We start from the raw sequence: 22,219 nt of genomic DNA, 5'->3' as shown, positions 1-22,219 counted from the left end.
AGTGAAGTATAGTGTAAGAAAAAGGTGATGTTATGACAAATAAAGAAACGATTCATTCTTCTATTAAAAAGAAGGAGGCAGCTAAACTTCTAAAATGTGATGAAAACTCTATCAAAGAAAAAACTCTTGAAGAGATACTGGCTGACCGGTCGCAGTATCCTATTGAATCAGATGGATGGGAATATCTAAATATGATTAAATCAGAAGTTTTACAAAAGCAAAAACCAAGTACAGCAGAAAAAATATTATATTTTAAAGAAGCTGATTTAGAGAGTATTCCATGGGGATTCAGCAAAGTAAATAAATTACCCTTCATAGATTATGGCATAGAAGAACGCAGTTTACTAGAGTATCATCCAAGCCAAAGGCATCCAATACCATATGTTATTGTAAGGTATGAAGAGGAATATTTCTTTATTTTACGTGGAGCAGGTGTCGGGGAAAGCAGGCTCGCAGGAAGAAAAGGGCTGCTGGGAGGACATGTCGGGGAAATAGATGCAGTACCCGGAGATATCGAACGTTCTATTGAAAACGGTCTTTGGCGTGAACTGGAGGAAGAAGCAGGAATAAAAGCAGAAATGGTTAAAAAGCTGGAAATGAAAGGTATAATTAAATCAAATGATGATGTTGATAGTGATCATCTTGGGGTTGTTTATGAAATTGAGTTAAATCATAAAAATATTCAATCAAAAGAAGATGAGCTCACTGGCATATGGATGACTAAAGGTGAATTGAAACACCATTTTGACGCGTTGGAGTCATGGTCAAAAATAGTTGTTTCTAATCTTGTACTTTCCAATTAAAACTGCTATTTTGTTATATCTAAAGAGTTAAATAAGAGGATATATGCTTATTGTGTGAGTCATATGTCCTTTTTAGTTTCCACATATTTTTTGTCTGAATATTGGAACACAAAACATTGAAGGAAATGACATTTCAAAATAGAAATTTGAACTATAAAATAATCTAAAAAGAAGGAGGCAATTATGAAAGTAATTATTTATTTATATCAGGGTGTAACAATGCTTGATGCTGTTGGACCTTATGAGGTTTTAAGGAATATGAGTGATACAAAAGTATACTTTGTCGCAGAGAAAAAGGGAGAAATAAAAGCTGATTCTGGTTTTATAGATATGAATGTGAAATATAGTATCGATGAAATAAAGAGTGCTGATATTTTAGTAATACCTGGCTCAACAATTGGATTTATGAAAGAAATGAAAAATGTTCGTGTATTGAATTGGATAAAGGAAATTGATAAAACCACACGCTGGACGACATCTGTATGTACAGGGTCTATGTTGCTGGCTTCAGCAGGTTTACTAACTGGATTAAAAGCAACTTCACATTGGAAGCCAATAAATCTATTAAGTAATTTTGGAGCAATTCCCGTCAGAGAGAGAATTGTTGAGCAAGAAAAATATATCACTGCAGCGGGTGTATCGGCTGGTATAGACATGGCTTTATATTTGTCAGATAAAATAGTTGGGGAAGACGAAACGAAGGCGATTCAACTCGCAATAGAATACGATCCGCAGCCGATATTTGATACTGGTAATTATTTGAATGCAGAAGAAAAGATTAAAAAAATAGCAGGAGCGAAATTAACAAAAGATGCAAAAAAAGGAATTGGATTACTTGGGGTAATCAAGCATTCGAAAAGCATCCTTAAAATGATGAAATAAATGTTTAAATATACTAAGTCATCAATCCGGAATGATAGACCCTGAAGGCAGCTTCTCTGAAGTGGATCCGCAAACAGAAATTCCTGCTATAGTGGCTAAAAGGGAAACGCCTTATTGTAGTGATCCTATTAAAATAAAGTATGAACCTGAAAGTGAATTCTACTATTCAGATACAGGCTTCTGTATCATTCAGCAGCTGATAGATGATGTTACTGCCAAACGATTTCATTAGGTTATGAATGAGAAAATAATTGAACCGTTTGGAATGAAAAACAGCTATTTAGATACAGCAAGGTTAGAGCTGGATAGAGGGAATTTCTCCTGCTCGCATAACAAAAAAGGTAAATTAACAGATGGTAAATATTCTGTATACCCTTAAGGGGGAATAAATGTGTTATTCAGTAGAGGATAATGGAAGGGATGCAACCGAGGAGCAAATTCAGCATTTAAACAATACGCCGCACTATATGCTTGAGAGCAATTGTTCTGGTGAGCTAAGGCATGGCCTGGGAATCTTGATTGTAAAATAGATAAAATTCTTCGCATGACGGGGAAGTCAGAGAAGTCCTAATTGAACGGGGAAAATATGGCGGTTTGCCTGTGCGGATAATATTGCTGGCAGCCGAATGACGGAGATAGACTGTTTTCAGCTGCAATCATTTGTTATAATCAATCTGTCATATTATATTTGGAGGTAATTGTCATGGGAATCACATCTATTGCAGTAGTAGATAACCGTCTCTTCTAAAAAATTAAAAAGGAGGATAGACATGGGGATTTGCAGCATTGCTGTTGTTAAAGCGTTCATTATAAACCAGGAAAAACACTAAATGGTTATAATGAACGAAAAATGAAGTTCGTTATAGCCAATGGAATAGAGGGTTATAATGAACAAAGTAAATCCAAAAAATAGTCAAAATTTTATTACGTCGAAAAAGTATATTAATGAAATATTATCTAAAACGAATATTGGTAAAAACGACATTGTTATTGAGATTGGCTCAGGGAAGGGACATTTTACGAGAGAGCTCGTAAAGGCTTGTCATTTTCTTACAGCTATTGAAATAGATACTAAGCTTGTATCTATGACGGAAAGATCTATCAGCAGTTATGAAAACGTAAAAGTTGTTCAATCAGATATATTAAATTATACGTTTCCAAAAGGAAATCAACCGTATAAAATTTATGGAAACATACCTTATAATATAAGTACGAAAATAATAAAGAAGGTTGTTTTCGAAAGTGCTGCCATGGATAGTTTTCTGATTGTTGAAGCAGGGTTTGCTAAACGACTTACAGATGATAGCAGGGCTTTCGGGTTATTAATATTTCCAGAGGTTGATATCAACGTATTAAAATCCATTCCTCGAGATTATTTTCATCCCAAGCCGAAAGTTCATTCTGTTTTAATCAGGCTTAGAAGAAAAGAATCTGGAATGCATCCTAGGGATAGAGATTTGTATCAATCCTTTGTTTATAAATTGGTAAATAAGGAATACAAAAAGCTGTTTACAAAAAATCAGTTTAAAAAGGCATTGAACTATGCGCAAGTAAAAAATATAGATCATTTAACCGGAGAGCAGGTGCTATCCATGTTTTATAGCTATAAATTGTTCCGGAATTAAAGAAAAAGTATAAAGAGATAAAAGCATTCAGAAGCAGAGAGTCTTTTGAATGCTTTTTCTCTGTTGGTGGTTATTGGAATCGGGATTTTCAGGTCTTTCCCCATTGGTTATTTGTCCAAAAGATCATTATGATGCACTTATTTTTATACGGGAAGTAACCTCTCCAAATTATTTAAAACGGTCTGGGACGAATAAACGGGAAGAATTTATCAGAGAAGTAGACTCTAACAGTAAATAGAGGATACTTTAATTAATGTGATTAAAATATGAACTGTCCCGCAACCCATATACAATAATTACAGATTAGTGAGTATAGAAAAAAGTATGGGTATCTGTATGTTTAAGTATAATGAAAGGATGTGGTGAGGGTAATGGATAGAATTATTGGTACATATATCACAGATGGTCAAACGATCGAATATTCAATCACTTGGAAAAAAGGTGCACCAATTCTCGTAATGCATGGTGGACATTCCAACTGTTATGAGGATTTGGGGTATGATTCCCTGATTAAGAATGGCTTTATGATAATTACTCCTTCAAGGGCAGGGTATGGAAAAACATCAAAAGAAATTGGAGAGAATTTGTCCAAAGCCTGTGATTACTATATGAAGCTGTTAAATTATTTGAAAATTGACAAAGTACATCTGCTTGCCATTTCAGCTGGCGGGCCAAGCGGGCTTTATTTTGCAGCTCGTTATCCGGAGAGAGTCAAAACATTAACATTACAGAGTGCTGTAACAAAAGAGTGACTGACAGCGGAAGATAAAATATATAAGCCAGCACAGATTTTATTCCGTCCTGCTGTAGAAAAAATCACATGGAAACTGGCTTCAGGCATGAGCAATATTTTTCGGGAATTTATGTTTAAGCAGATGGTACCTGCCTTTAGCAATCTTTCGTATAAAGAAATCATAGATAAAATATTAGACACAGATATAGATGAAATACAAAGAATGAACAAACGTCAACGATCGGGTTATGGATTTTTAATAGATTTATCCCAAACAAAAAAGGTTACCTCTAAAAACTTGCAAGCTATTTCCTGTCCAACGCTGATTATGCACAGTAAATATGATAGTTCCGTCCCATTGGAGCATGCTTATTATGCTAACCAACAAATTCGTGATTCAGAATTATGTTTACTGGAGACATGGGGGCACTTAATATGGCTTGGACGTGGGTCTGATAGTGTAAATGAAAGACTTGTAGAATTTCTATCAAGCTTTTCAGATAGATAGGTAACGAATGTTATTCAAAAGTTAAAAATGTTACAACGAAGAACCACTTGCAACAACATCACATATCATGTATACTAATTACCAAAACCATAAAACTAAATTAGTTTAATTAGTTTTCAGGGGGGTGCTAACAATGAAATATCGAATAATCCAAGGATTTGCAGCAGAATTAAAGGAAAATGGGATTAAATTCACAATGGATGATCTTGCACGCAGGCTGGGGATCAGTAAACGTACACTGTATGAACATTTTTCATCGAAAGCTGATATTTTAGATGCGTTAATCGAAGACTCTTTTTCTGAAGTTGATGAAAAACATAAGCGTATTTTACACGACGATGATATGTCATTGATCGAGAAGATTAAAGAGAGCATTATAACTTTGCCAACCTATATTGAACTTTATAATCGGCCAACGTTAGAACAAATCAAACGCTCTTACCCGGAACAATGGGAAAAATTATATGAAATCTATACAAAAGACTGGGATGAAATGGATGCTTTAATTGCGCAAGGTATTCGTGAAGGTATTATTGTCAATAAAAATGCAGCCTTAATTGTAAAGATGATAAGAGGAGCGGTTGAAACAGCTCAAGATCAGCATTTCTATATCGTAAATGATATTTCTCTTCCGGAAGCTTTATCTCAAATTGCAGATATCATTTTATATGGATTGGTTTCTAAAGAAGAATAAAAAGAGGTTTATCGTATTTCCACTTTTTTTAAGAAAACTAATAAAACCAATATAGTTTAATTTTGAAAAATATAAACTTGAAGTTATATCAAGAGAAGGAGAGGGCCAAAATGCAAAAAACTGTAATGGAAGTAAAGCAAATGAAGGATTTTGATAGCGATGTAAGAAGAGAGGCCGCTGAAGTATTTGTTGATGGTTATAAGAAAGAATTAGGCTTTTTCTCCAAAGATCGTAAAAATTTAGTGGCTGCTTTTCAAAAAATGTTAAATCCGAAAGTTCTTTACCTTGCAATGCTAAATGGAGAAATTGTAGGGATACTTGCTTGTTCTAACAATAAAGCACGAGGGCTTAACATTGATCGGCATACGTTAAAAAAACATTTTGGATTTGTAAAGGGAAACCTGGGGTATCACTTCATGAAAAATGACTTTAATAAGAAACTTCCGTATGAAGATGGTACGGGATATATTGAATGTGTTGCTACATCTGTAAAAGCTCGGGGAAAAGGAGTTTCTACAGCTTTATTTCAGCATGTTTTACAGCATGCCTCTTATCGCCGTTTTATTTTAGAAGTGGTCGATACGAATAAAATAGCCTATCATATGTATGCCAAACTGGGATTTAGCGACATGGAAAGGAAGAAGGAGAGATTTTCTTCTTTTAAAGGGTTTAAGGAACGTATTTATATGAAGCTGGAGATATAAATTATTTCATTGCAGATATTCCATTATTATAGATGATTTCGATCTGAAAAGAGATAAAAAAATTTTGATAAAACTATAAAAACAAATATAGTTTTATGATAAAAAGTTAAATTCAGTTTATATGGTGTGTGACCATGATAAATTTTAAGGAGGGTGATTGTGAATAATAATAAAAAGAAAATGAAAGCCGAGAAGAAGCAGAAAGAATCGGTGAAAATACCTTCTAAAGCTGGTATGAAACAGTGGATTGGGTTGGCTGTGCTGGCGCTTCCTACGTTGATTATGACCATGGATATTAGTGTGTTGTTCCTTGCTCTCCCGCATTTGGCTGCTGATTTAGCTCCCAGCAGTACGCAAATGTTGTGGATTGTGGATATATATGGGTTTGTACTTGCTGGATTTCTGGTCATCATGGGGAAGCTGGCGGATCGTATCGGGCGTAGAAAGCTGCTGATGATTGGGGCGACTTTATTCGGAATAGCTTCTATACTGGTTGCATACTCGAACAGCGCTGAAATGTTAATTGTGAGCCGTGCACTGCTGGGCATTGCCGGGGCGACATTGATGCCCTCTACATTATCGTTGATCAGACACATGTTCCAAGATGCAAAGCAGCGCAGCAGTGCTATTAGTGTATGGATGATGTGCTTCGTAGTAGGGAGCGTTATCGGTCCTATCGTTGGCGGTTTAATGCTGGAGTGGTTCTGGTGGGGTTCTGTATTCTTGCTGGGTGTGCCCTTTATGTTGCTGCTGCTTGTTACAGGACCAGTATTGTTACCGGAGTATAAAGATTTAAAATCAGAAAAATTAGATTTAATCAGTGCTGTGATGTCTCTTCTAGCCATTCTTGCAATTGTTTATGGTATTAAGAATATTGCTGAACAAGGGTTTCAAGTATCGCTCGTTTTGATTATTGCTGCAGGCCTGCTGATTGGCTGGGCGTTTGTACACAGACAAAATCGTATGGATGATCCATTAATAGATATGAGACTGTTCCGCACTCCTGCTTTCAGTGGCGCATTATGTATTTTGCTGCTGGGATTACTAACAATTAGCGGTCTCAATCTATATATTGCTCAATATTTACAGCTCGTGCAAGCACTATCTCCATTGATTGCCGGGCTTTGGCTGGTTCCTTTTGCAGCAGGGGTTATTATTGGTTCTATTGCAGCACCGTTAATTGCACGTCGGATTTCACCTGCTTATGTCATTGGGATCAGTTTAGTTATCGCCAGTGCGGGTTTACTCTTTCTAACGCAGGTTGAACCCACTTCCGGATTGACGATCCTCATAGTGGGCAGTGTCATTTTTGCTATTGGTATAAGTCCGTTGACGGTGTTGGGAACGGATTTAATTGTTGGGTCTGCACCTCCGGAAAAAGCCGGTTCCGCATCAGCTATATCTGAAACAAGCGCTGAATTAGGTGCGGCGTTGGGTATTGCAATTATGGGAAGCATCGCTACAGCGGTATACCAGCGCCAAGTAAGCGGCTCTCTCCCGGCGGATGTTTCTTCCTCCGCAGCTGAAGCAACTGAGGAATCTCTTGTAGGTGCTTTGGAAGTAACGGACTCTGTACCTGCAGACACGGCAAATAAACTGCTCACCTTAGCTCAGGAAGCGTTCACTAATGGGATCAACACCATCGCAGCTGTCAGTGCCGTTCTTGTTATCCTTCTGGCCATTTTTTCAGTTATTATGCTGCGACATGTTCGGCCCAGTGGTGAGGAATAAATAAAAATAAGAAAAGCTCAAATAGTCATTGAGCTTTTCTTATGATAATTTGATTTGATACAATATGTTTTTTAGCCGGGAGTCAGAGAAGTTTCGCTTAGCGGGCTCCGCCGCCTCCACCTCCACCAGCGCCGCCACCGCCGCCGACACCTGTAGCGCCACCGCTGCCGCCTGCCGCAGCAGCAGATGAAGTGCTGGAGTGAAAGCCGCCGCTGGCTAGTCCTGTGGACAAATTTGTGCGGGTATAGTAGGTTCCATACCAGAAGTTATGGTATATCCATTCCTCTTCATGCATGTCATCAGGGACGAAGCCATCAAATTTTTTAGATACTTTCTCACTTTTACCAAGCAGAACATTCCATAGCATCATATCTTTTAATGAAAGCGGCTTGGAAGCATTTGAAAATTGATTTATATCTGATTCACTTAAATAATTATCAAACTGAATCAAACGATCCGCCAGTTTTTCTCCTTCATTACTTGCTATCGTAATAGATTGTAAAAATCCAAATATCTTGATTTCTTCAAAAGTAAATAAACCCTGCTGCTCCAGGTAAGCTTCTGAATAGTCTTTGAGATAATCGGCAAAAGTACTGACTTCATCTGCATGCTTTTTACCCCATTTTTGAATGTCTTTATCTGTAACGACCCCATTCCTGTCCGCAGCATCTAAGAGCATCGTCCAAAGACCTGTTTCATACGTTTCCTCATACGCTTCAGCTTCTATTTGATCTGTCAGCTCACCAAAGGTTGTTGGATGTTTATCCAGTTCATTTTTAATATCTTTTATGGTAAGTGTCGTGCGATATTTTTTTCCGAAAAACGCGCTTTCTTCTTCAGCTTCAATAGAGATTTTCTCATTAACTGACCATTTGAGCAGATAGGCTTGGAAGATATCCTCAAAATAACCAAGCTTCATCTGTGTTAAAAGGGCACTTAAACCTGCATAGTCTTCTCCGGCGTAAGGAACTGCAGCATAAGTTCTGCCTTTATTTTCTGCTATCCGTTTATGGAGAGGCTTCATTGCGCCAGCTTCTCTTTTCACTCGATTGGCTTTACGGACGATGAGGAAGGTTCCGATAAGAATCAATAGAGAAAAACCGACAACTGCACCAACGATAATTAAAGCCATGGTCGTATTGTCACTTGTATTATAGGTAGATCCATCCATTGCTTCTTCTTGTTGCTCGGATAACGTCATATCTACTGTTTGTTGTGCTTGAAAGTAATCAGTCGGAAATTGCGTCAAAACAATCACATCACCATCAGCTTCCCCATTTGATCCCCAAATAATACGATCATCGACAAGCTGCATATCTCCTTCAAAACCGAAGCCCCAGAAATTTACTGTGTCCTGTGTGAATGGCTCGAAACCAGAAATTTCAACCGTCAAATGTTGAGCAGGAATATCTGAAAAGGTGTCGAAGTTCCAAAGCATTGCTTGTCCATCTTCTAAATTACGAACAAGATCAGATAATGTGTAGGTTATCGTATACGTATTTTCCCCGTATTCTCCAATTCCCCAAACTAATTCAACACCATCGCTTGTAGATAATGTTCCATATTTTCCAGCCTTTTCTTCTCGTGAATCATCGGAGTCCCAGTTAGGATCTTCTGTAAACCCATCGACTGAAAAATCTAATAGCTCCGATCCATCAAGGTTGGCCATATTAATGAAAAGTTCTGTACCTTCATCCATATTCATTTGCCGGTGCTCTGTCACAATGCCTGAGCCATCTTCCTGTAATTCTACTTTAATATGTAGATCACTCATTTCATTTTCAGCAAATGCCGTTAATGTAAGTCCCAGGTTTATTGTGACTGCCATAGTTAAGCAAACAAGTATCCTCATCCACTTATTCATTTGTATCCATCACTCGCTTTCGTCATGATAATGCTGCCTTAATAAATGTATCTCAATATTATTTACCCTTTTTAAAGCGCTGCTAATCAGCAAGCTATCTTTCATTTTTGTATAGCAGATAAGTACTTCAGGCAGGAATGATACCAATCTTGATTGTTTTGGGATATTTATCATAGGGTACCACTTACGAGACTTTCCTTACTAATGGAATAACTCTGTGTATTTGGCATTTATCCTTTACAAAATATAAAAAGAAACATAGAATATAACTATGTTATAAAATAAAACAGTGTTATTTATAGATGGATAAATTTTTGAATAAAGGAGAATCGATTGATGGTAACCAGGTTTGAACGTGAGCAAGTTCGTTTGAAAGAAGAAGCTCTGAAAGCCGCTTTACGTATTGCAGAATCTAACGGATGGGCAAATGTGAGCATCAGAAGAATTGCCAGTGAAATTGAGTACAGTACGACAAAAGTTTATGAGTTATTTGAAAATAAGGAACATCTTATCCTAGAACTTCTGCGTAATGGTTTTAAATTGTTAGCCGACCAGTTGGAAACGGCAGTCGGCAAATATTCAGACCCGGAGAAACAAGCAATCGCTTTGGGAAAGGCTTATTGCGCTTTTGCCTGGGAAAATGGAGCATATTATCGGATTATGTATGGGATGGACGGTGTCCCATTTGGAGTTGAAGAGACTTGGCGGGAAGGAATGCAGATAGGGGAGATTAGCAAAAAAGTGCTTGCTGCATACATGCCTCATTGCAACGATGAAGAGCTGAATCATTATGTCTACGCGGCATGGGGAACATTACACGGAATATCATCCTTATTTATGTCTGGCAGATTATATGGTACAAGAGAGCAAGCGGAAGAGCTTGCAGTAAATGCTGTCTTAGACATGATAAGAAAAAAGGAGACTTAAGAAGTGCGGGAGCAATCTAAAAAAATAAAACGCTGGGGTCCGAAATCATTATCTTTTTGGCTAATTATTTTATGCGCAGGCGGTTTGATTGGCTTAGGTATTAATGGTTTTATTCAACCTGTTGCTGCCTCAAGAGCCTTTGGATTAGAAATCTTGAATCCGTTAGATAGTGGATATGTCCGGGTGAAGGCAGTAAGGGATTTAGCACTTGGAATCAGTATAATTGTGTTTGTTTTTATAAGAATAAAAAAAGTGTTAATCGCTTTTTCACTTGTGTCCGCAATTGTCCCTTTGATGGATGGGATTTTGGTGCTGACACAGCATGGCGGTGAATTAAAGGATAGCTGGCAACATTTTATTACCATGGTTGGTGTGCTTTTCATCACATTCTTACTGTGGCGAGAGCAAGGGATAGAAATGCCAAAGGGAATATCCTAAAGGACTTTGCAAATAGAAATAGTTTATTTATCGGAACTATATAAATTGAAATTAATATTAACAGCTACCGCTACAGAAAAACACTACGCTTTCCGTGGGCCCCGAGCGCATCTCCTCGAAAAAAAGAAGTTCGCTTTTTTTCGAGGAGGCATACAAGACGTATGTCAGTTCGGTGTTGCGACAGGACGTCGCGAACTTCACCGAACTTCCTTTTCGATTTTGCGCTTTCCCACAGGAGTCTCTGTGTTTTTCTTTCGCTAGTTACTGTTTTTTCAATCATCATTTACTCATTTTCATGAGCAAAACAAAAGTGTGACTTCTTACTTCAATTTATATAGTTAATAATGATGTGGAAGACCAGTATTTAATCACCTTTTTTATTCTTGGCTTCTTTCATTATGAAATTTTTGAAAAAGCATACAAGTGGGGGAGAAGGTTTTCTTAAATCAGGATTTAAAAAATGGTAAAAAATAATTATAATCATTCTTCCCCTTGTTCGGAAGGGGAAGATATGAGTTAATAAAGGTGTCGGACCGATAGTATTTCGGAAAGGAGGCTGATTGAAATTGATCACAAAATATGAGGTGATTTCCGCATAGCCGGAAATCATAAAATAGGGGGCCGCATTTAGATTGCGGTCTCCTTTTCTTTCCTGATTTAATGTATACTAAAAAGTGAAAAGGTTTACAAAAAATAAAATCAACTGAAAGGAGTTTTAATGATGAATGAGAAAATAATGCATGATCGACCCATACATCTTGATAGAAAGGATGTTCTTGCTTGTCATACAAAAATGGAAAAGAGGTGCTTCCGCCTCATTTGTTGAAGGAGCTCCAAAAATATATTCAAGGAGAGCTTATTTATATTCCAAAGCAAACCAATCAGCGGGCGGGATGGGGAGAAGCCAACGGATCACGTCTTGCCTTAGCTAAAAGAAATGAAGAAATCTACCGATTATATAGAGAAGGCTGGTCATTTGAGGATTTGGAACAAACTTATAATCTCTCAATGGATAGCATTCGTAAAATTGTCTATAAAACGCGTGAGAGCAATAGTGAAATAAAACAATGATAAGACGCGTTTAACTCTGAGGGAAGCTGAGACGAGATATCAGTAATTAGAAAGAGGGGTACTCATTAGTAATTGTGTGAGTATCTCTCTTTTAATCATGAATCAAGGTTTTCATTTAGATTTAGAAATTGTTATTTCGGTGCCTGCTTATGAAGTGACCGAGCTTCCGCCATGGATTGCTTTCTTTACGCTTTTTAGTATGGGCGTTAATATGTACAGCGGCTTATTGGTTGTCTTTTCTGCGGAGGGACAGCTGAGAAGTGGAAAAAGGTGGGACAACAAACACATAACTTTTGCAACAATTTCAATAAATATAATCCATTCGCATCTTATTGTTCTAAAACAGGATGCGAATTATTTATGTTATGGCATCTTTCGTATGGAATTATCAATCTTCGCCTGTTTATAAAACCACATTAAATACCAAAAAAACGATTCCGATTTTAAATTTACTATAACAGAAAGAGTAGTTGTTCAAATGATTACTCTTTCTAACTAATACTAAATTAAAATTCAAAGTCAGATAACTTATTTTAGTATCATAATATTTGATATAACAGTGTTAAAAGCTGTTTTTAATTATAAATTTATGTTATTTATAATTACTTTGACAGATAGAGCAATTGATGATAATATTACTCTATCAGATAGAATTATATAATAAGGAAGGGACGTTATGATTAGAAGTGATATTATACGGGGGCACCTGGAATCGATTATTCTGCGGCTGATTTATGAAAATGATCAGTATGGTTATGAAATATCCAAACAAATCAGCGTGCGGACAGATAATCGTTTTCAGATTAAAGAGGCGACATTATATGCCGTTTTCCAGCGTCTTGAAAAGAAAGCGTTAATTGAATCATATTATGGCAAAGTGTCTCATGGAGGAAAGCGAAAATATTACAGAATTACCATGTTAGGAAAGGCATATTTAAAAGAGACAGCCAGAGAATGGAAAGAAACAAAAGAAATTATTGATTTGTTTATGGAGGGATTAGATTGAATAAGATAAAAAATCATGTAGATGATTTATTTGAAGATATTCCAAAGAGTGAGGAAAGGGAAACCATCAAGCAAGAGATTTATCAGAATCTGGAAGAAAAAGTTTACGACCTGATGGTTCAAGGGAAGGAAGAAGAGGATGCTATCAATAAAGCCATCGTGGAATTTGGCAATATTGATGAAATAAAAAGTGAATTAGGAGTTTTTAGCACAAATAAAGATGTAAAAAGAATAGAGCGGGCAAAAATTGACCTGAATTTTTCCATATGGGGAAGTATTTTAATTATTGTTTTGATGGTTTTTATTAATATGTACTACTCTCCTTCGACTATTTGGTTTGTTTACCCGACCTTCGCTGTTTTATGGTGGCCGCTCAGTATGTTTTATCGATGGAGAAAATTAAAATAAGGAGGTGCTGATATGAAGCAGGAGATTGTTTTTGCAACACTTGGAAGTATCATGACAATTGTATTTTTAATGATAGTTAATTTTCTTACAAGTCCTGAACACCTTTGGTTTTTGTATCCTTCCCATATACTCATTCTTTGGCCGATCAGCCTTTATTTTTTAAGTAAAAAGCAGTATAAATATGGTGTTCTTTTTGTAGGATTGGTAATCATCCTTTTCTTATCGTTAAATAATTATTTCAATTCACCGGGACATCCGTGGGTTTTATATGCTATTTATCCTATTATCTTATTGATCACCCTGACATTCTTAGGTAAAGCAGGTGCAAAGCTATCTGTCGCACTTATAGGAAGTCTGGCTTCCATCATATATTATTCTGTCTTGAATTTTTATCTTTCACCAGGATATCCATGGGCGATTTATCCTGCTTATGCCATTCTATGGTGGCCGATACTTTTATACTTTCTAAGTTCAAGAAGATATTTTGGCTTATCTATTTCCGGGACTTTCTTAACCGTTGTTTTTTTAATTGTTGTCAGCGCAGTTTCCACACCAAGTGTTATTTGGGAAGTGTATCCGATTTTTCTTATCTTATGGTGGCCGTTGAGCATGTATTTTTATGGTTCTGATAGAAGGAAAAATGGTGGTAATAAAAGAGCAGAGCAAATATAAAAGATAGATGTTCTTTAAGATGATGTTCCAAAAGATTCGTCACAGTACATAGTAACGCACTGTGAATTCGTTATTTTGGTTTTCTTTTGTGAAAGTAAAAGCTTTGAAAATAATTAAGCTTATCCTTGATTTTTACAGGGAGGACTTAGTAAATGTGAAAAAGTATAATCAAAACACGCTAGATTCCATATTTTTCACATCATCAGATGACACCGCTGCATCTGGTAAAAGAGTATTGCCATGGAGTTCACTTTTGGCATTGTTTTGATTGGTTATGAAGTACTTGCTAAGTTCTGTAAAAAGAAATTAAGTGAATAGTAAATTATCTGAAAGTAAACAGAAGACTAGCGTGATTCATGCTAGTCTTCTTATTCTCTCTGTTAGCTTTAAATAACTACTCGTGAAAAGTAATTTTTAGCCCAAGTAAAACCGTTTTATACGGAAATGGAAAAAAGCCGTCTATTGTATGCTCAAGAATCAAATTCTTTTTTACCAGTGTTTACTCCTCCACTTGTACACGTTTTATAAACAGGGCTAAGACGAATCCAATAATTGCTGCGAACATCGCAAAAATAAAAGCATTTTGCACTCCTGCCGTAAGTGAGGCTGTTATATTTTCAAGTTTTGCCGGATTGTCAACCGCTGATAGATAATTTTGCTGTCCTAATGTCATCATGGTTGCAGCACCAGCAGTTCCGAGTGCGCCTGATACTTGCTGTATGGTATTAACAATCGCTGAACCATGCGGATAAAGCTCCGCCTCCAGTTGATTTAATCCATTCGTTTGTGCCGGCATCATAACCATGGAGGTGCCAACCATCAGACACATATACACTCCGATAATGATTTCAACAGATGTACCCGATTGTATTTTGGAGAAAGCCCAAAGTGCTATCAAAGAGATGATAAATCCAAGCAGCACGAGCCATTTTGGTCCAAATCGATCAAACAAACGGCCGTTAATCGGTGACATGATTCCGTTCAGGATTCCACCTGGGAGTAAAATTAGACCAGCCAACAAAGCAGTGAAAGCCATACCATCCTGAAGGTAAATAGGGAGCAGGAGATTAGCAGTTAGGATAATGATCATATTAATACCTACCATCACCGTTCCTAACGCAAACATCGGTTGTTTGAAAGCCCGCAAATTAACCATAGGAGATGGGATAGAAAATTGTCTAAACGCAAATAGGAGTAGAGATAATATCCCTATACTTAGTGTTACAATGACAATTACTGTGTTCTCATCCTTCCCTATGCCGCTAAAGCCATAAACGACTCCCCCAAAACCTGCTGTTGAGAATAAAATCGATAAGATATCGATTTTAGGCTTACTAATGGCGGATACATTTTGCATGTAGAACACGCCACACAGCAGTGCAATCATATAAAAGGGAATAGCTAACCAAAATAACCATTGATAACTTAGTTTTTCAATGACTAACCCGGAAATCGTCGGGCCGAGTGCAAGGGATGTCATCATCACCAGACCTATTAATCCCATAGCTGTTCCTCTTTTTTTAGCAGGAATGATTACCAGAACAACATGATACATTAATGGAAGGAGCAGTCCCGTGCCGATAGCTTGAAGCACTCTTGCCACCAATAACATATTAAAACTGGGGGCTATTGCAGCACTTGCTGTACCTAAAATCGAAAAGAACACGGAGGCTATAAAGAGTGTCCTTGTAGGAAACCATTGCATGAGAAGTGCTGAAACAGGCACTAAAATGCCAATTGTTAACAAGTAACCAGTTGTTAACCACTGTACAGTAGCAGGTGTTATATCAAATACCTGCATTAAATCACTAAACGCCATATTTAATGCTGTTTCAAAAAATAAGCCAATAAAACCCGCTATTAATAAAGAAGTCATGATTGGAATGACATTAAATTGCTTTTTTTCTCTTTGCATTTCCTGCATGTGTTTACTCCTCTCGTGTATTTGGCAAAAACTATACATTGGTGTCGGTTATGATGTTTATTATAACGACACCAATGTATAGTTTCAACTATTTTTATTTAATTTTAGTTATTTGATCGGCTGAATGAATCTCATAATTTAAAACTCTTATGTGTCAAGCTTTTTGGACAAAACTATATTTTTCCGTTTTGTTTGTTCTCTGCTAGCTTCAATTGAGCAAACAACATATGACTTGACTCCATTTCGTACAGCCCTTACGCTTATATAGACTGAACAATTCAGTCAAAGAAAAAGGGAGAATAATATATATGACATCTTTAAACCAGAAGCAACTAGATCAGAAAAAAGCGGATCGAAAAGAACAAATGATGCGTGCAGCTTTGAAAGTGTTTGCAGATAATGGTGTGAAACTCACGAAAATAAGTATGATTGCAAAAGAAGCAAAAGTGAGCCATGGATTGATCTATCATTATTTTGATTCTAAAGAAGAAATACTTTATGAGAGTATGGAATGGGCGATGGATGAAAATACGGTCGAGCAATTTTTTTATGATTTGAAAGAAAGTGGGAGAAGACCTCTGGAAAAAATCAGGGAATTTACTCAATTTGCATTTACAGAAAGTGATTTAGGGACAAGCAGTATGGTTTTTAGAATTGCTCAACATTTACATAGGGCCAATGATTTACCTGATCATATACATGAACTCGTAGACAAATCAGGACGATTTTATATCAAAGCATTAACCCCTTTATTTCTTGAAGGACAGAAATCCGGAGAGATTATTCAAGGGGATACGGAAGATCTGGTGGATGTTTATTTAACTGTCCTGTCCAGTATTATGGCAGATGATCCATCATTCTGGAAAGAAAACAGGGAGAAGAAGGTACGTATTCTTTTACGGATGATAGAATTGCGATAATCATTTTTGTGAAAAAAAATGGATTGACATATCAACAAAAGACCTTTATTCTTAACATTGACTGAATTAATCAATCATTAATGGATTTTTTTGTTCTTTTATTGACTGATTTAGTCAATCTATAATTTGGAAGGAGATAATTTTATGCCTGAATCTGTTATTTCGGTAAAGAATATTAAAAAGAATTATGGAAAGAAAACGGTTTTGAACGGTATCCAATTTGAGGTACCAAAAGGCTCTATTTTTGCATTGCTTGGAGAAAATGGAGCGGGGAAAACCACCATGGTACGTATTTTATCAACATTGATTCAAGCAGATGGCGGTGTGGCAACGATTGGCGGATACGATACAAGCCGCGAATCCGCTTCTGTAAAAAAGTTAATCAGTTTAACCGGGCAGTACGCAGCAGTAGACGGATTATTAACCGGAGAGGAAAATTTGCTGATGATGGGGCGATTAAATCACCTGGATCGCCAGACGGTAAAAAAGCGCACGGCAGAACTTTTGGAACAATTTGATTTAAAGGATGCAGCTAAAAAACGGGCGCAATCCTATTCTGGCGGGATGCGCCGTAGGCTTGACATCGCTATCAGTCTGATTGCAGATCCGAAAGTGATTTTTCTGGATGAACCGACAACTGGACTAGATCCGCGCAGTCGCAAAAATATGTGGCGCATGATTCAGAGGCTTGCGGAGAACGGTGTAACCATCTTTTTAACAACACAGTATTTGGAAGAAGCTGACCAGCTTGCAGATAAGATTGCTGTTATCAGCGGGGGAAAAATTGTCGAAGAGGGTACTGCCGAGGAGCTGAAACGTATGGTTGGAGAAGAAAAAATAGAATTCACATTTGCTGATTTACCCTCCTGTCAAAAAGCCCGGGATCTTTTCGGAGGTCAAATGGATGTAAATGAAAGGAGTGTTATCATGACAACGGAAGGCACGCCCGAGAATATGCGCAGGCTGTTGAACGCATTGCATGAACATGGCATTGAACCAGTATCTTTCATCTTCCGTAAGCCGACACTGGACGATGTTTTCATGGAAATAACAAGTGATGATAAGAAAGGAGCTGTTGTCAGTGGGTGAAACAAAATGGTATTGGGCAATTTTAGATGGATGGACCATGTCTGTACGCAGTTTAAAGCATATTTTCCGGGAAGCGGAGTCCCTGGTGATGGCGATTGGACTGCCAGTAGCCATTATGATTATGTTTGTCTATGTTTTCGGAGGAGCGATTCAGACAGGAACGGACTATGTGAATTACGTTGTTCCTGGTGTCATCATTACCTGTGTTGGTTTTGGCAGTTCGATCATCGCGCTTAGTGTTACACAGGACATGGTCAGCGGTTTATTTGAGCGCTTCCGGACGATGCCGCTGCTCCCGTCTTCTTTAATGGTAGGTCATGTGATAGGAGGGTTCGTCCGCAATGTGATTGCGACAACAGTGGCAATCCTTGTTGCCTTTCTTATTGGTTTTCAACCAGACGCAGGATGGCTGGAATGGCTTGGGGCGGCAGGGGTTTTAACGCTTTTTATGTTATCAATCAGCTGGGTATTTGTTGTTTTTGGTTTACTGGTAAAAAGTGTGGAGGCAGCAAATGCTATCACATTTCCAATGTTGTTCCTACCTTATTTAAGCAGTGCCTTTGTACCAACCGAGACGATGCCCTCATGGCTTCATGCATTTGCTGAAAACCAGCCGATGACTCCGCTGATTGAGACATTGCGCGGACTTTTGCTCGGGACTCCAATTGGTCATAATCATTGGTTGATGATTGCCTGGTTTGGAGGATTGCTAATTGTGTCAATGATTACTGCAACGCTTCTGTTCAAACGTCGTAAAAGCGAATGAGACTTTATAATAGAACGAATATAAATAAAACACGGTAAGCCGGTAAATTTAGAATATATGAATGAAATAAATGTGCGGTGTCTTTGATGATACAACTTGCGACAATATTTTATCGGAGGTGCTTTAAAATGGGGCAGCAAAAAAGAATGGAAATTGCAGAATTAGCAAAAGATTATGGAATTCATGTGAATGTTGATTCACTAAAGTTTAATGATGATGGATTAGATTTTAACGTTGTGTTCGCAGAAGATATAGATGGTATCAACTGGATATTAAGAATACCAAGAAGAGAGGATGTTCTTCCGCGAACTGTCACAGAACAAAACGCATTATCTTTAGTCCGTGAGTTTGTGTCCTTTGAGATACCCAATTGGGAAATATATGAAAAGGATTTGATTGCTTACCAAGCTCTTAATGGTGTGCCTGCAGGGACATTTACGGCAGAAAGCCAAAACTATGTATGGGGAGACAGTCAGAAAGAAGTTCCTGAACAATTTCATAAATCTCTTGCAAAAGTATTAGCTGAATTGCATCAGTTTCCAAAGCAGCGAGTAAAAAGGTCTGGATTACCCGTAGAGGAAGCAAGTGATTTAAAACATGTAATGAATAAACGGATGCATCGTATAAAAGAGATGTTTGGTGTTGAGCAATCATTATGGAACAGGTGGCAAGCATGGATTGCTGATGAAGAAATGTGGCCAAATGAAACAGGCCTGATTCATGGTGACTTACATCCAGGGCACTTGCTGGTCAACAAGGAGACAATGGTAACAGGAGTGATTGACTGGACGGAAGCAAAAGTAGCGGATGTGGCAAATGATTTTGTTTATTACTACACGGCTTTCGGCGAAAAAGGATTAGATTCTCTTATTGGTTATTATCATAAAGCAGGCGGAAAGACATGGCCATTAATGAAAGAACATGTGCTGGAACTTGCCGCAGCATATTTCCCGATAGAACTGGCCGAGTTTGCCATTGCATCTGGAACAGAAGAGCATGAACAAATGGCAAAAGAATTATTGAGTGCACCTTCTCTGTCTGTAGGTATTGATAGCTAATGATCTTGGAAGTCAACGTATTGTATGACATTTTTGGTGAAGTGATAATTTTAATGCAGGAAGCAGGGTAAGAAAAAAATAGAAGTGTCTGGCGAACTATATACCGGCATGCCTGAAGTAGGGTATTGTAGAGATGGGGTAAATCAGGTCGTATAACAACTGATTTACCTCTTTGCCGATTGCTAATTGGGTTTATTCATAGCTGTTTTATTCAGTGCGGGGATAGATTGCCTGTTTATGTTGTGTTCGTTTTTTATATGATTAATGAAATGGATCTTTTGGAGAAAGGATGCGTCAATTCTCTGGTAATTCTGGGGCAGAATAAAAAAATTTATACAATTAGATTGTATAAATGCATTGATTATGATGAAAAACTATGATAGATTTATATAGATACACTTTAAAACAGTTGTATTTGTGTATATTTATCCTATTTTAATTATATAACATCTAATCCTGTTTAGTCAACACTTTTTTTAAAATTTTTTTGGAGGGTTTAGTACGTTAGAACAAAGGAAAGGATATTGCAGAAGTGCGAATAATCAGGTGAATGAGTTAGTGTAGTTTTGGATGGATAAATGGGAGGTGAATAAATATTAATCACTTTTTTTACAGATCCCGGCTGGACACCATTGTTTGTATGCATCAAAGGAGGATTACCGGGATTGGCAGACGGATAACTCATGGAGCAGTAATTACGTGTGAATTCGGTTTTTAATATTATTTCCACATTGAGAAGGTATTGATATCTGTAAAAAATATTNGGTTTAAGAGAGATGTTCCAGGATATCTCTCCAATTGAAGACTTTACAGGAAATCTATCACTTGAGTTTGTGGATTATAGTTTGGGTGATCCGAAATATCCTGTAGACGAAGCAAAGGAAAGAGACGTGACATACAATGCTCCCCTTCGCGTGAAGGTTCGTTTAATTAATAATGAAACCGGAGAAGTAAAGGAACAGGAAGTATTTATGGGTGACTTCCCATTAATGACAGACACGGGAACATTTATTATCAATGGGGCAGAGCGTGTTATTGTATCACAGCTTGTCCGTTCGCCAAGTGTTTATTATAATGAAAAAACGGATAAAAACGGAAAAAGAGGCGTTACCGCAACTGTCATTCCAAACCGTGGTGCATGGCTGGAATTTGAAACAGATGCAAAAGATGTTGTTCATGTCCGGATTGACCGGACCCGCAAGCTTCCAATCACTGTGCTTTTGCGTGCACTTGGTTTTGGAACAGACCAGGAAATTATCGATTTGATCGGTGATAATGAATACCTTCAGAACACGCTTGCAAAAGATAATACGGAAACAACGGAAAAAGCGCTGCTTGAAATCTATGAACGGCTGCGTCCTGGAGAACCTCCAACAGTTGAAAATGCTAAAAGCTTATTGGTATCCCGCTTTTTCGATCCAAAGCGCTATGATCTGGCACGTGTCGGCCGCTATAAAATAAATAAAAAGCTGCACATCAAAAACCGTCTGTTCAACCAGGTTCTCGCTGAAACAATTGCCGATCCTGACACTGGTGAAGTTTTAGCAGAAAAGGGCGATAAGCTTGAACGTAAATTGCTGAATAAATTGATCCCTTATTTAGAGAGAGAAGAAGAAAAACTTGGCGAAAAGCTGCTTGAACCTCATGGAGGAGTTCTTGATAATAAAATTTCTCTACAATCTATTAAAATTACAGACCCGACGGATGCAAGCGGTGAGAGAGAGCTTCATGTTATCGGCAATGGAAATGTCGAAACAAGCATCAAGAATATAGCACCTGCTGATGTTTTATCAGCAATCAGCTACTTTTTTAACCTGTTGCATCAGGTTGGGGATACGGATGATATCGATCATCTTGGCAACCGCAGAATCCGTTCTGTCGGTGAATTATTACAAAATCAATTTCGGATTGGATTATCCCGGATGGAACGTGTTGTTCGTGAAAGAATGTCGATCCAGGACACTTCCAGCGTGACTCCACAGCAATTGATCAATATTCGTCCTGTGGTTGCTTCCATCAAGGAGTTCTTTGGAAGCTCACAGCTGTCTACGTTTATGGATCAGACGAACCCGCTGGCAGAATTGACAAATAAACGCCGTCTGTCTGCACTAGGGCCTGGCGGTTTGACCCGTGAACGTGCGGGAATGGAAGTACGTGACGTTCACTATTCCCACTATGGCCGTATGTGTCCAATCGAGACTCCGGAGGGCCCAAACATCGGTTTGATCAACTCCCTGTCCAGTTATGCACGAGTGAATGAATTTGGATTTATTGAATCACCATATCGCCGTGTTGATCCTGAAACCGGAAAAGTAACAGGCAGCATTGATTATCTTACTGCCGATGAACAGGATAATTATATTGTCGCGCAGGCAAACTCCCTGTTAGATGATGATA

Annotated in this window: 19 protein-coding genes and 3 pseudogenes; 20 read left to right on the top strand and 2 right to left on the bottom strand. The window is 37.8% G+C overall.

From position 1 onward, the window contains the following. Positions 1 to 32: 32 nt before the first annotated feature. From FLK20_RS19350 to FLK20_RS19320, 8 genes and pseudogenes are all read left to right on the top strand, one after another. Entirely contained in the window at positions 33 to 803 is a 771-nt protein-coding gene (locus FLK20_RS19350) for an NUDIX domain-containing protein (RefSeq protein WP_152658235.1), read from the top strand. Positions 804 to 986: 183 nt separating this feature from the next. Then, positions 987 to 1,685, top strand: a complete 699-nt coding sequence (locus tag FLK20_RS19345; protein WP_152658234.1) for a DJ-1/PfpI family protein — start codon at positions 987 to 989, stop codon at positions 1,683 to 1,685. A 389-nt stretch (positions 1,686 to 2,074) separates the two neighbouring features. Continuing rightward, positions 2,075 to 2,215 carry a hypothetical protein gene (locus FLK20_RS21745; RefSeq protein WP_194165693.1) on the top strand — a complete coding sequence of 47 codons (141 nt, stop codon included), beginning with the start codon at positions 2,075 to 2,077 and terminating at the stop codon, positions 2,213 to 2,215. A 357-nt stretch (positions 2,216 to 2,572) separates the two neighbouring features. Continuing rightward, on the top strand, positions 2,573 to 3,310 hold the full coding sequence (gene erm, locus FLK20_RS19340; RefSeq protein WP_152658233.1) for a 23S ribosomal RNA methyltransferase Erm: 738 nt from the start codon (positions 2,573 to 2,575) through the stop codon (positions 3,308 to 3,310). Between the two features lie 371 nt (positions 3,311 to 3,681). Then, positions 3,682 to 4,551: pseudogene (locus FLK20_RS19335) on the top strand (alpha/beta fold hydrolase). Between the two features lie 133 nt (positions 4,552 to 4,684). Beyond that, on the top strand, positions 4,685 to 5,245 hold the full coding sequence (locus FLK20_RS19330) for a TetR/AcrR family transcriptional regulator (RefSeq protein ID WP_152658232.1): 561 nt from the start codon (positions 4,685 to 4,687) through the stop codon (positions 5,243 to 5,245). Between the two features lie 110 nt (positions 5,246 to 5,355). Continuing rightward, positions 5,356 to 5,949, top strand: coding sequence for a GNAT family N-acetyltransferase (locus FLK20_RS19325; protein ID WP_152658231.1), 594 nt, complete (start codon positions 5,356 to 5,358; stop codon positions 5,947 to 5,949). 159 nt (positions 5,950 to 6,108) lie between these two features. Then, positions 6,109 to 7,680 (top strand): MFS transporter, encoded by a 1,572-nt coding sequence (locus FLK20_RS19320; RefSeq protein WP_152658230.1) that lies wholly within the window; start codon positions 6,109 to 6,111, stop codon positions 7,678 to 7,680. A gap of 97 nt (positions 7,681 to 7,777) precedes the next feature. Here FLK20_RS19320 and FLK20_RS19315 read toward each other — a convergent pair whose 3' ends face one another. Further along, positions 7,778 to 9,544, bottom strand: a complete 1,767-nt coding sequence (locus FLK20_RS19315) for a DUF2207 domain-containing protein (protein ID WP_227995166.1) — start codon at positions 9,542 to 9,544, stop codon at positions 7,778 to 7,780. Positions 9,545 to 9,880: 336 nt separating this feature from the next. Here FLK20_RS19315 and FLK20_RS19310 point away from each other — a divergent pair, with 336 nt between their 5' ends. The 6 genes from FLK20_RS19310 (at position 9,881) to FLK20_RS19285 (ending at position 14,065) form a co-directional block, all read left to right on the top strand. Further along, positions 9,881 to 10,471 (top strand): TetR/AcrR family transcriptional regulator, encoded by a 591-nt coding sequence (locus FLK20_RS19310; protein WP_152658229.1) that lies wholly within the window; start codon positions 9,881 to 9,883, stop codon positions 10,469 to 10,471. Between the two features lie 3 nt (positions 10,472 to 10,474). Beyond that, entirely contained in the window at positions 10,475 to 10,909 is a 435-nt protein-coding gene (locus FLK20_RS19305; protein WP_152658228.1) for a DUF4267 domain-containing protein, read from the top strand. A gap of 780 nt (positions 10,910 to 11,689) precedes the next feature. Next, entirely contained in the window at positions 11,690 to 11,980 is a 291-nt protein-coding gene (locus tag FLK20_RS19300) for a CD3324 family protein (RefSeq protein WP_152658227.1), read from the top strand. 676 nt (positions 11,981 to 12,656) lie between these two features. Further along, positions 12,657 to 12,986, top strand: a complete 330-nt coding sequence (locus FLK20_RS19295; protein ID WP_152658226.1) for a PadR family transcriptional regulator — start codon at positions 12,657 to 12,659, stop codon at positions 12,984 to 12,986. Then, complete coding sequence (locus tag FLK20_RS19290) at positions 12,983 to 13,393, top strand: permease prefix domain 1-containing protein (protein ID WP_152658225.1); 411 nt, start codon at positions 12,983 to 12,985, stop codon at positions 13,391 to 13,393. Before FLK20_RS19295 ends, FLK20_RS19290 begins: the two co-directional genes overlap by 4 nt. A 12-nt stretch (positions 13,394 to 13,405) precedes the next feature. Then, positions 13,406 to 14,065 (top strand): hypothetical protein, encoded by a 660-nt coding sequence (locus FLK20_RS19285; protein ID WP_152658224.1) that lies wholly within the window; start codon positions 13,406 to 13,408, stop codon positions 14,063 to 14,065. A 499-nt stretch (positions 14,066 to 14,564) separates the two neighbouring features. Here FLK20_RS19285 and FLK20_RS19280 read toward each other — a convergent pair whose 3' ends face one another. Then, entirely contained in the window at positions 14,565 to 16,028 is a 1,464-nt protein-coding gene (locus FLK20_RS19280) for an MDR family MFS transporter (RefSeq protein ID WP_370453220.1), read from the bottom strand. A gap of 269 nt (positions 16,029 to 16,297) precedes the next feature. Between FLK20_RS19280 and FLK20_RS19275 the strand changes: the two genes are divergently transcribed. The 6 genes and pseudogenes from FLK20_RS19275 to FLK20_RS19250 form a co-directional block, all read left to right on the top strand. After that, entirely contained in the window at positions 16,298 to 16,909 is a 612-nt protein-coding gene (locus tag FLK20_RS19275; protein ID WP_152658222.1) for a TetR/AcrR family transcriptional regulator, read from the top strand. A 144-nt stretch (positions 16,910 to 17,053) separates the two neighbouring features. Beyond that, entirely contained in the window at positions 17,054 to 17,998 is a 945-nt protein-coding gene (locus FLK20_RS19270; RefSeq protein ID WP_152658221.1) for an ATP-binding cassette domain-containing protein, read from the top strand. Continuing rightward, positions 17,991 to 18,764, top strand: coding sequence for an ABC transporter permease (locus FLK20_RS19265; RefSeq protein WP_152658220.1), 774 nt, complete (start codon positions 17,991 to 17,993; stop codon positions 18,762 to 18,764). Before FLK20_RS19270 ends, FLK20_RS19265 begins: the two co-directional genes overlap by 8 nt. Before the next feature lie 128 nt (positions 18,765 to 18,892). After that, positions 18,893 to 19,822: a macrolide 2'-phosphotransferase gene (locus FLK20_RS19260; RefSeq protein WP_152658219.1), complete on the top strand. Its 930-nt coding sequence runs from the start codon at positions 18,893 to 18,895 to the stop codon at positions 19,820 to 19,822. Between the two features lie 593 nt (positions 19,823 to 20,415). Continuing rightward, positions 20,416 to 20,534: pseudogene (locus FLK20_RS22020) on the top strand (PEP-utilizing enzyme); the annotation flags it as partial. A 52-nt stretch (positions 20,535 to 20,586) separates the two neighbouring features. Further along, positions 20,587 to 22,219 (top strand): annotated as a pseudogene (locus FLK20_RS19250) (DNA-directed RNA polymerase subunit beta); the annotation flags it as partial.

It is taken from the genome of Oceanobacillus sp. CFH 90083 (assembly GCF_009389585.1).
Lineage (GTDB): Bacteria > Bacillota > Bacilli > Bacillales > Amphibacillaceae > Oceanobacillus.
This window is presented reverse-complemented; position numbering and strand designations above follow the sequence as displayed.

Coding starts and splice junctions, on each gene's coding strand:
- FLK20_RS19315 (WP_227995166.1), bottom strand. CDS start 9,544: ATGAATAAGTGGATGAGGATACTTGTTTGCTTAACTATGGCAGTCACA.
- FLK20_RS19350 (WP_152658235.1), top strand. CDS start 33: ATGACAAATAAAGAAACGATTCATTCTTCTATTAAAAAGAAGGAGGCA.
- FLK20_RS19345 (WP_152658234.1), top strand. CDS start 987: ATGAAAGTAATTATTTATTTATATCAGGGTGTAACAATGCTTGATGCT.
- FLK20_RS19310 (WP_152658229.1), top strand. CDS start 9,881: ATGGTAACCAGGTTTGAACGTGAGCAAGTTCGTTTGAAAGAAGAAGCT.
- FLK20_RS19280 (WP_370453220.1), bottom strand. CDS start 16,028: ATGTATAGTTTTTGCCAAATACACGAGAGGAGTAAACACATGCAGGAA.
- FLK20_RS19270 (WP_152658221.1), top strand. CDS start 17,054: ATGCCTGAATCTGTTATTTCGGTAAAGAATATTAAAAAGAATTATGGA.
- FLK20_RS19325 (WP_152658231.1), top strand. CDS start 5,356: ATGCAAAAAACTGTAATGGAAGTAAAGCAAATGAAGGATTTTGATAGC.
- FLK20_RS19275 (WP_152658222.1), top strand. CDS start 16,298: ATGACATCTTTAAACCAGAAGCAACTAGATCAGAAAAAAGCGGATCGA.
- FLK20_RS19295 (WP_152658226.1), top strand. CDS start 12,657: ATGATTAGAAGTGATATTATACGGGGGCACCTGGAATCGATTATTCTG.
- FLK20_RS19330 (WP_152658232.1), top strand. CDS start 4,685: ATGAAATATCGAATAATCCAAGGATTTGCAGCAGAATTAAAGGAAAAT.
- FLK20_RS19260 (WP_152658219.1), top strand. CDS start 18,893: ATGGGGCAGCAAAAAAGAATGGAAATTGCAGAATTAGCAAAAGATTAT.
- FLK20_RS19285 (WP_152658224.1), top strand. CDS start 13,406: ATGAAGCAGGAGATTGTTTTTGCAACACTTGGAAGTATCATGACAATT.
- FLK20_RS21745 (WP_194165693.1), top strand. CDS start 2,075: ATGTGTTATTCAGTAGAGGATAATGGAAGGGATGCAACCGAGGAGCAA.
- erm (WP_152658233.1), top strand. CDS start 2,573: ATGAACAAAGTAAATCCAAAAAATAGTCAAAATTTTATTACGTCGAAA.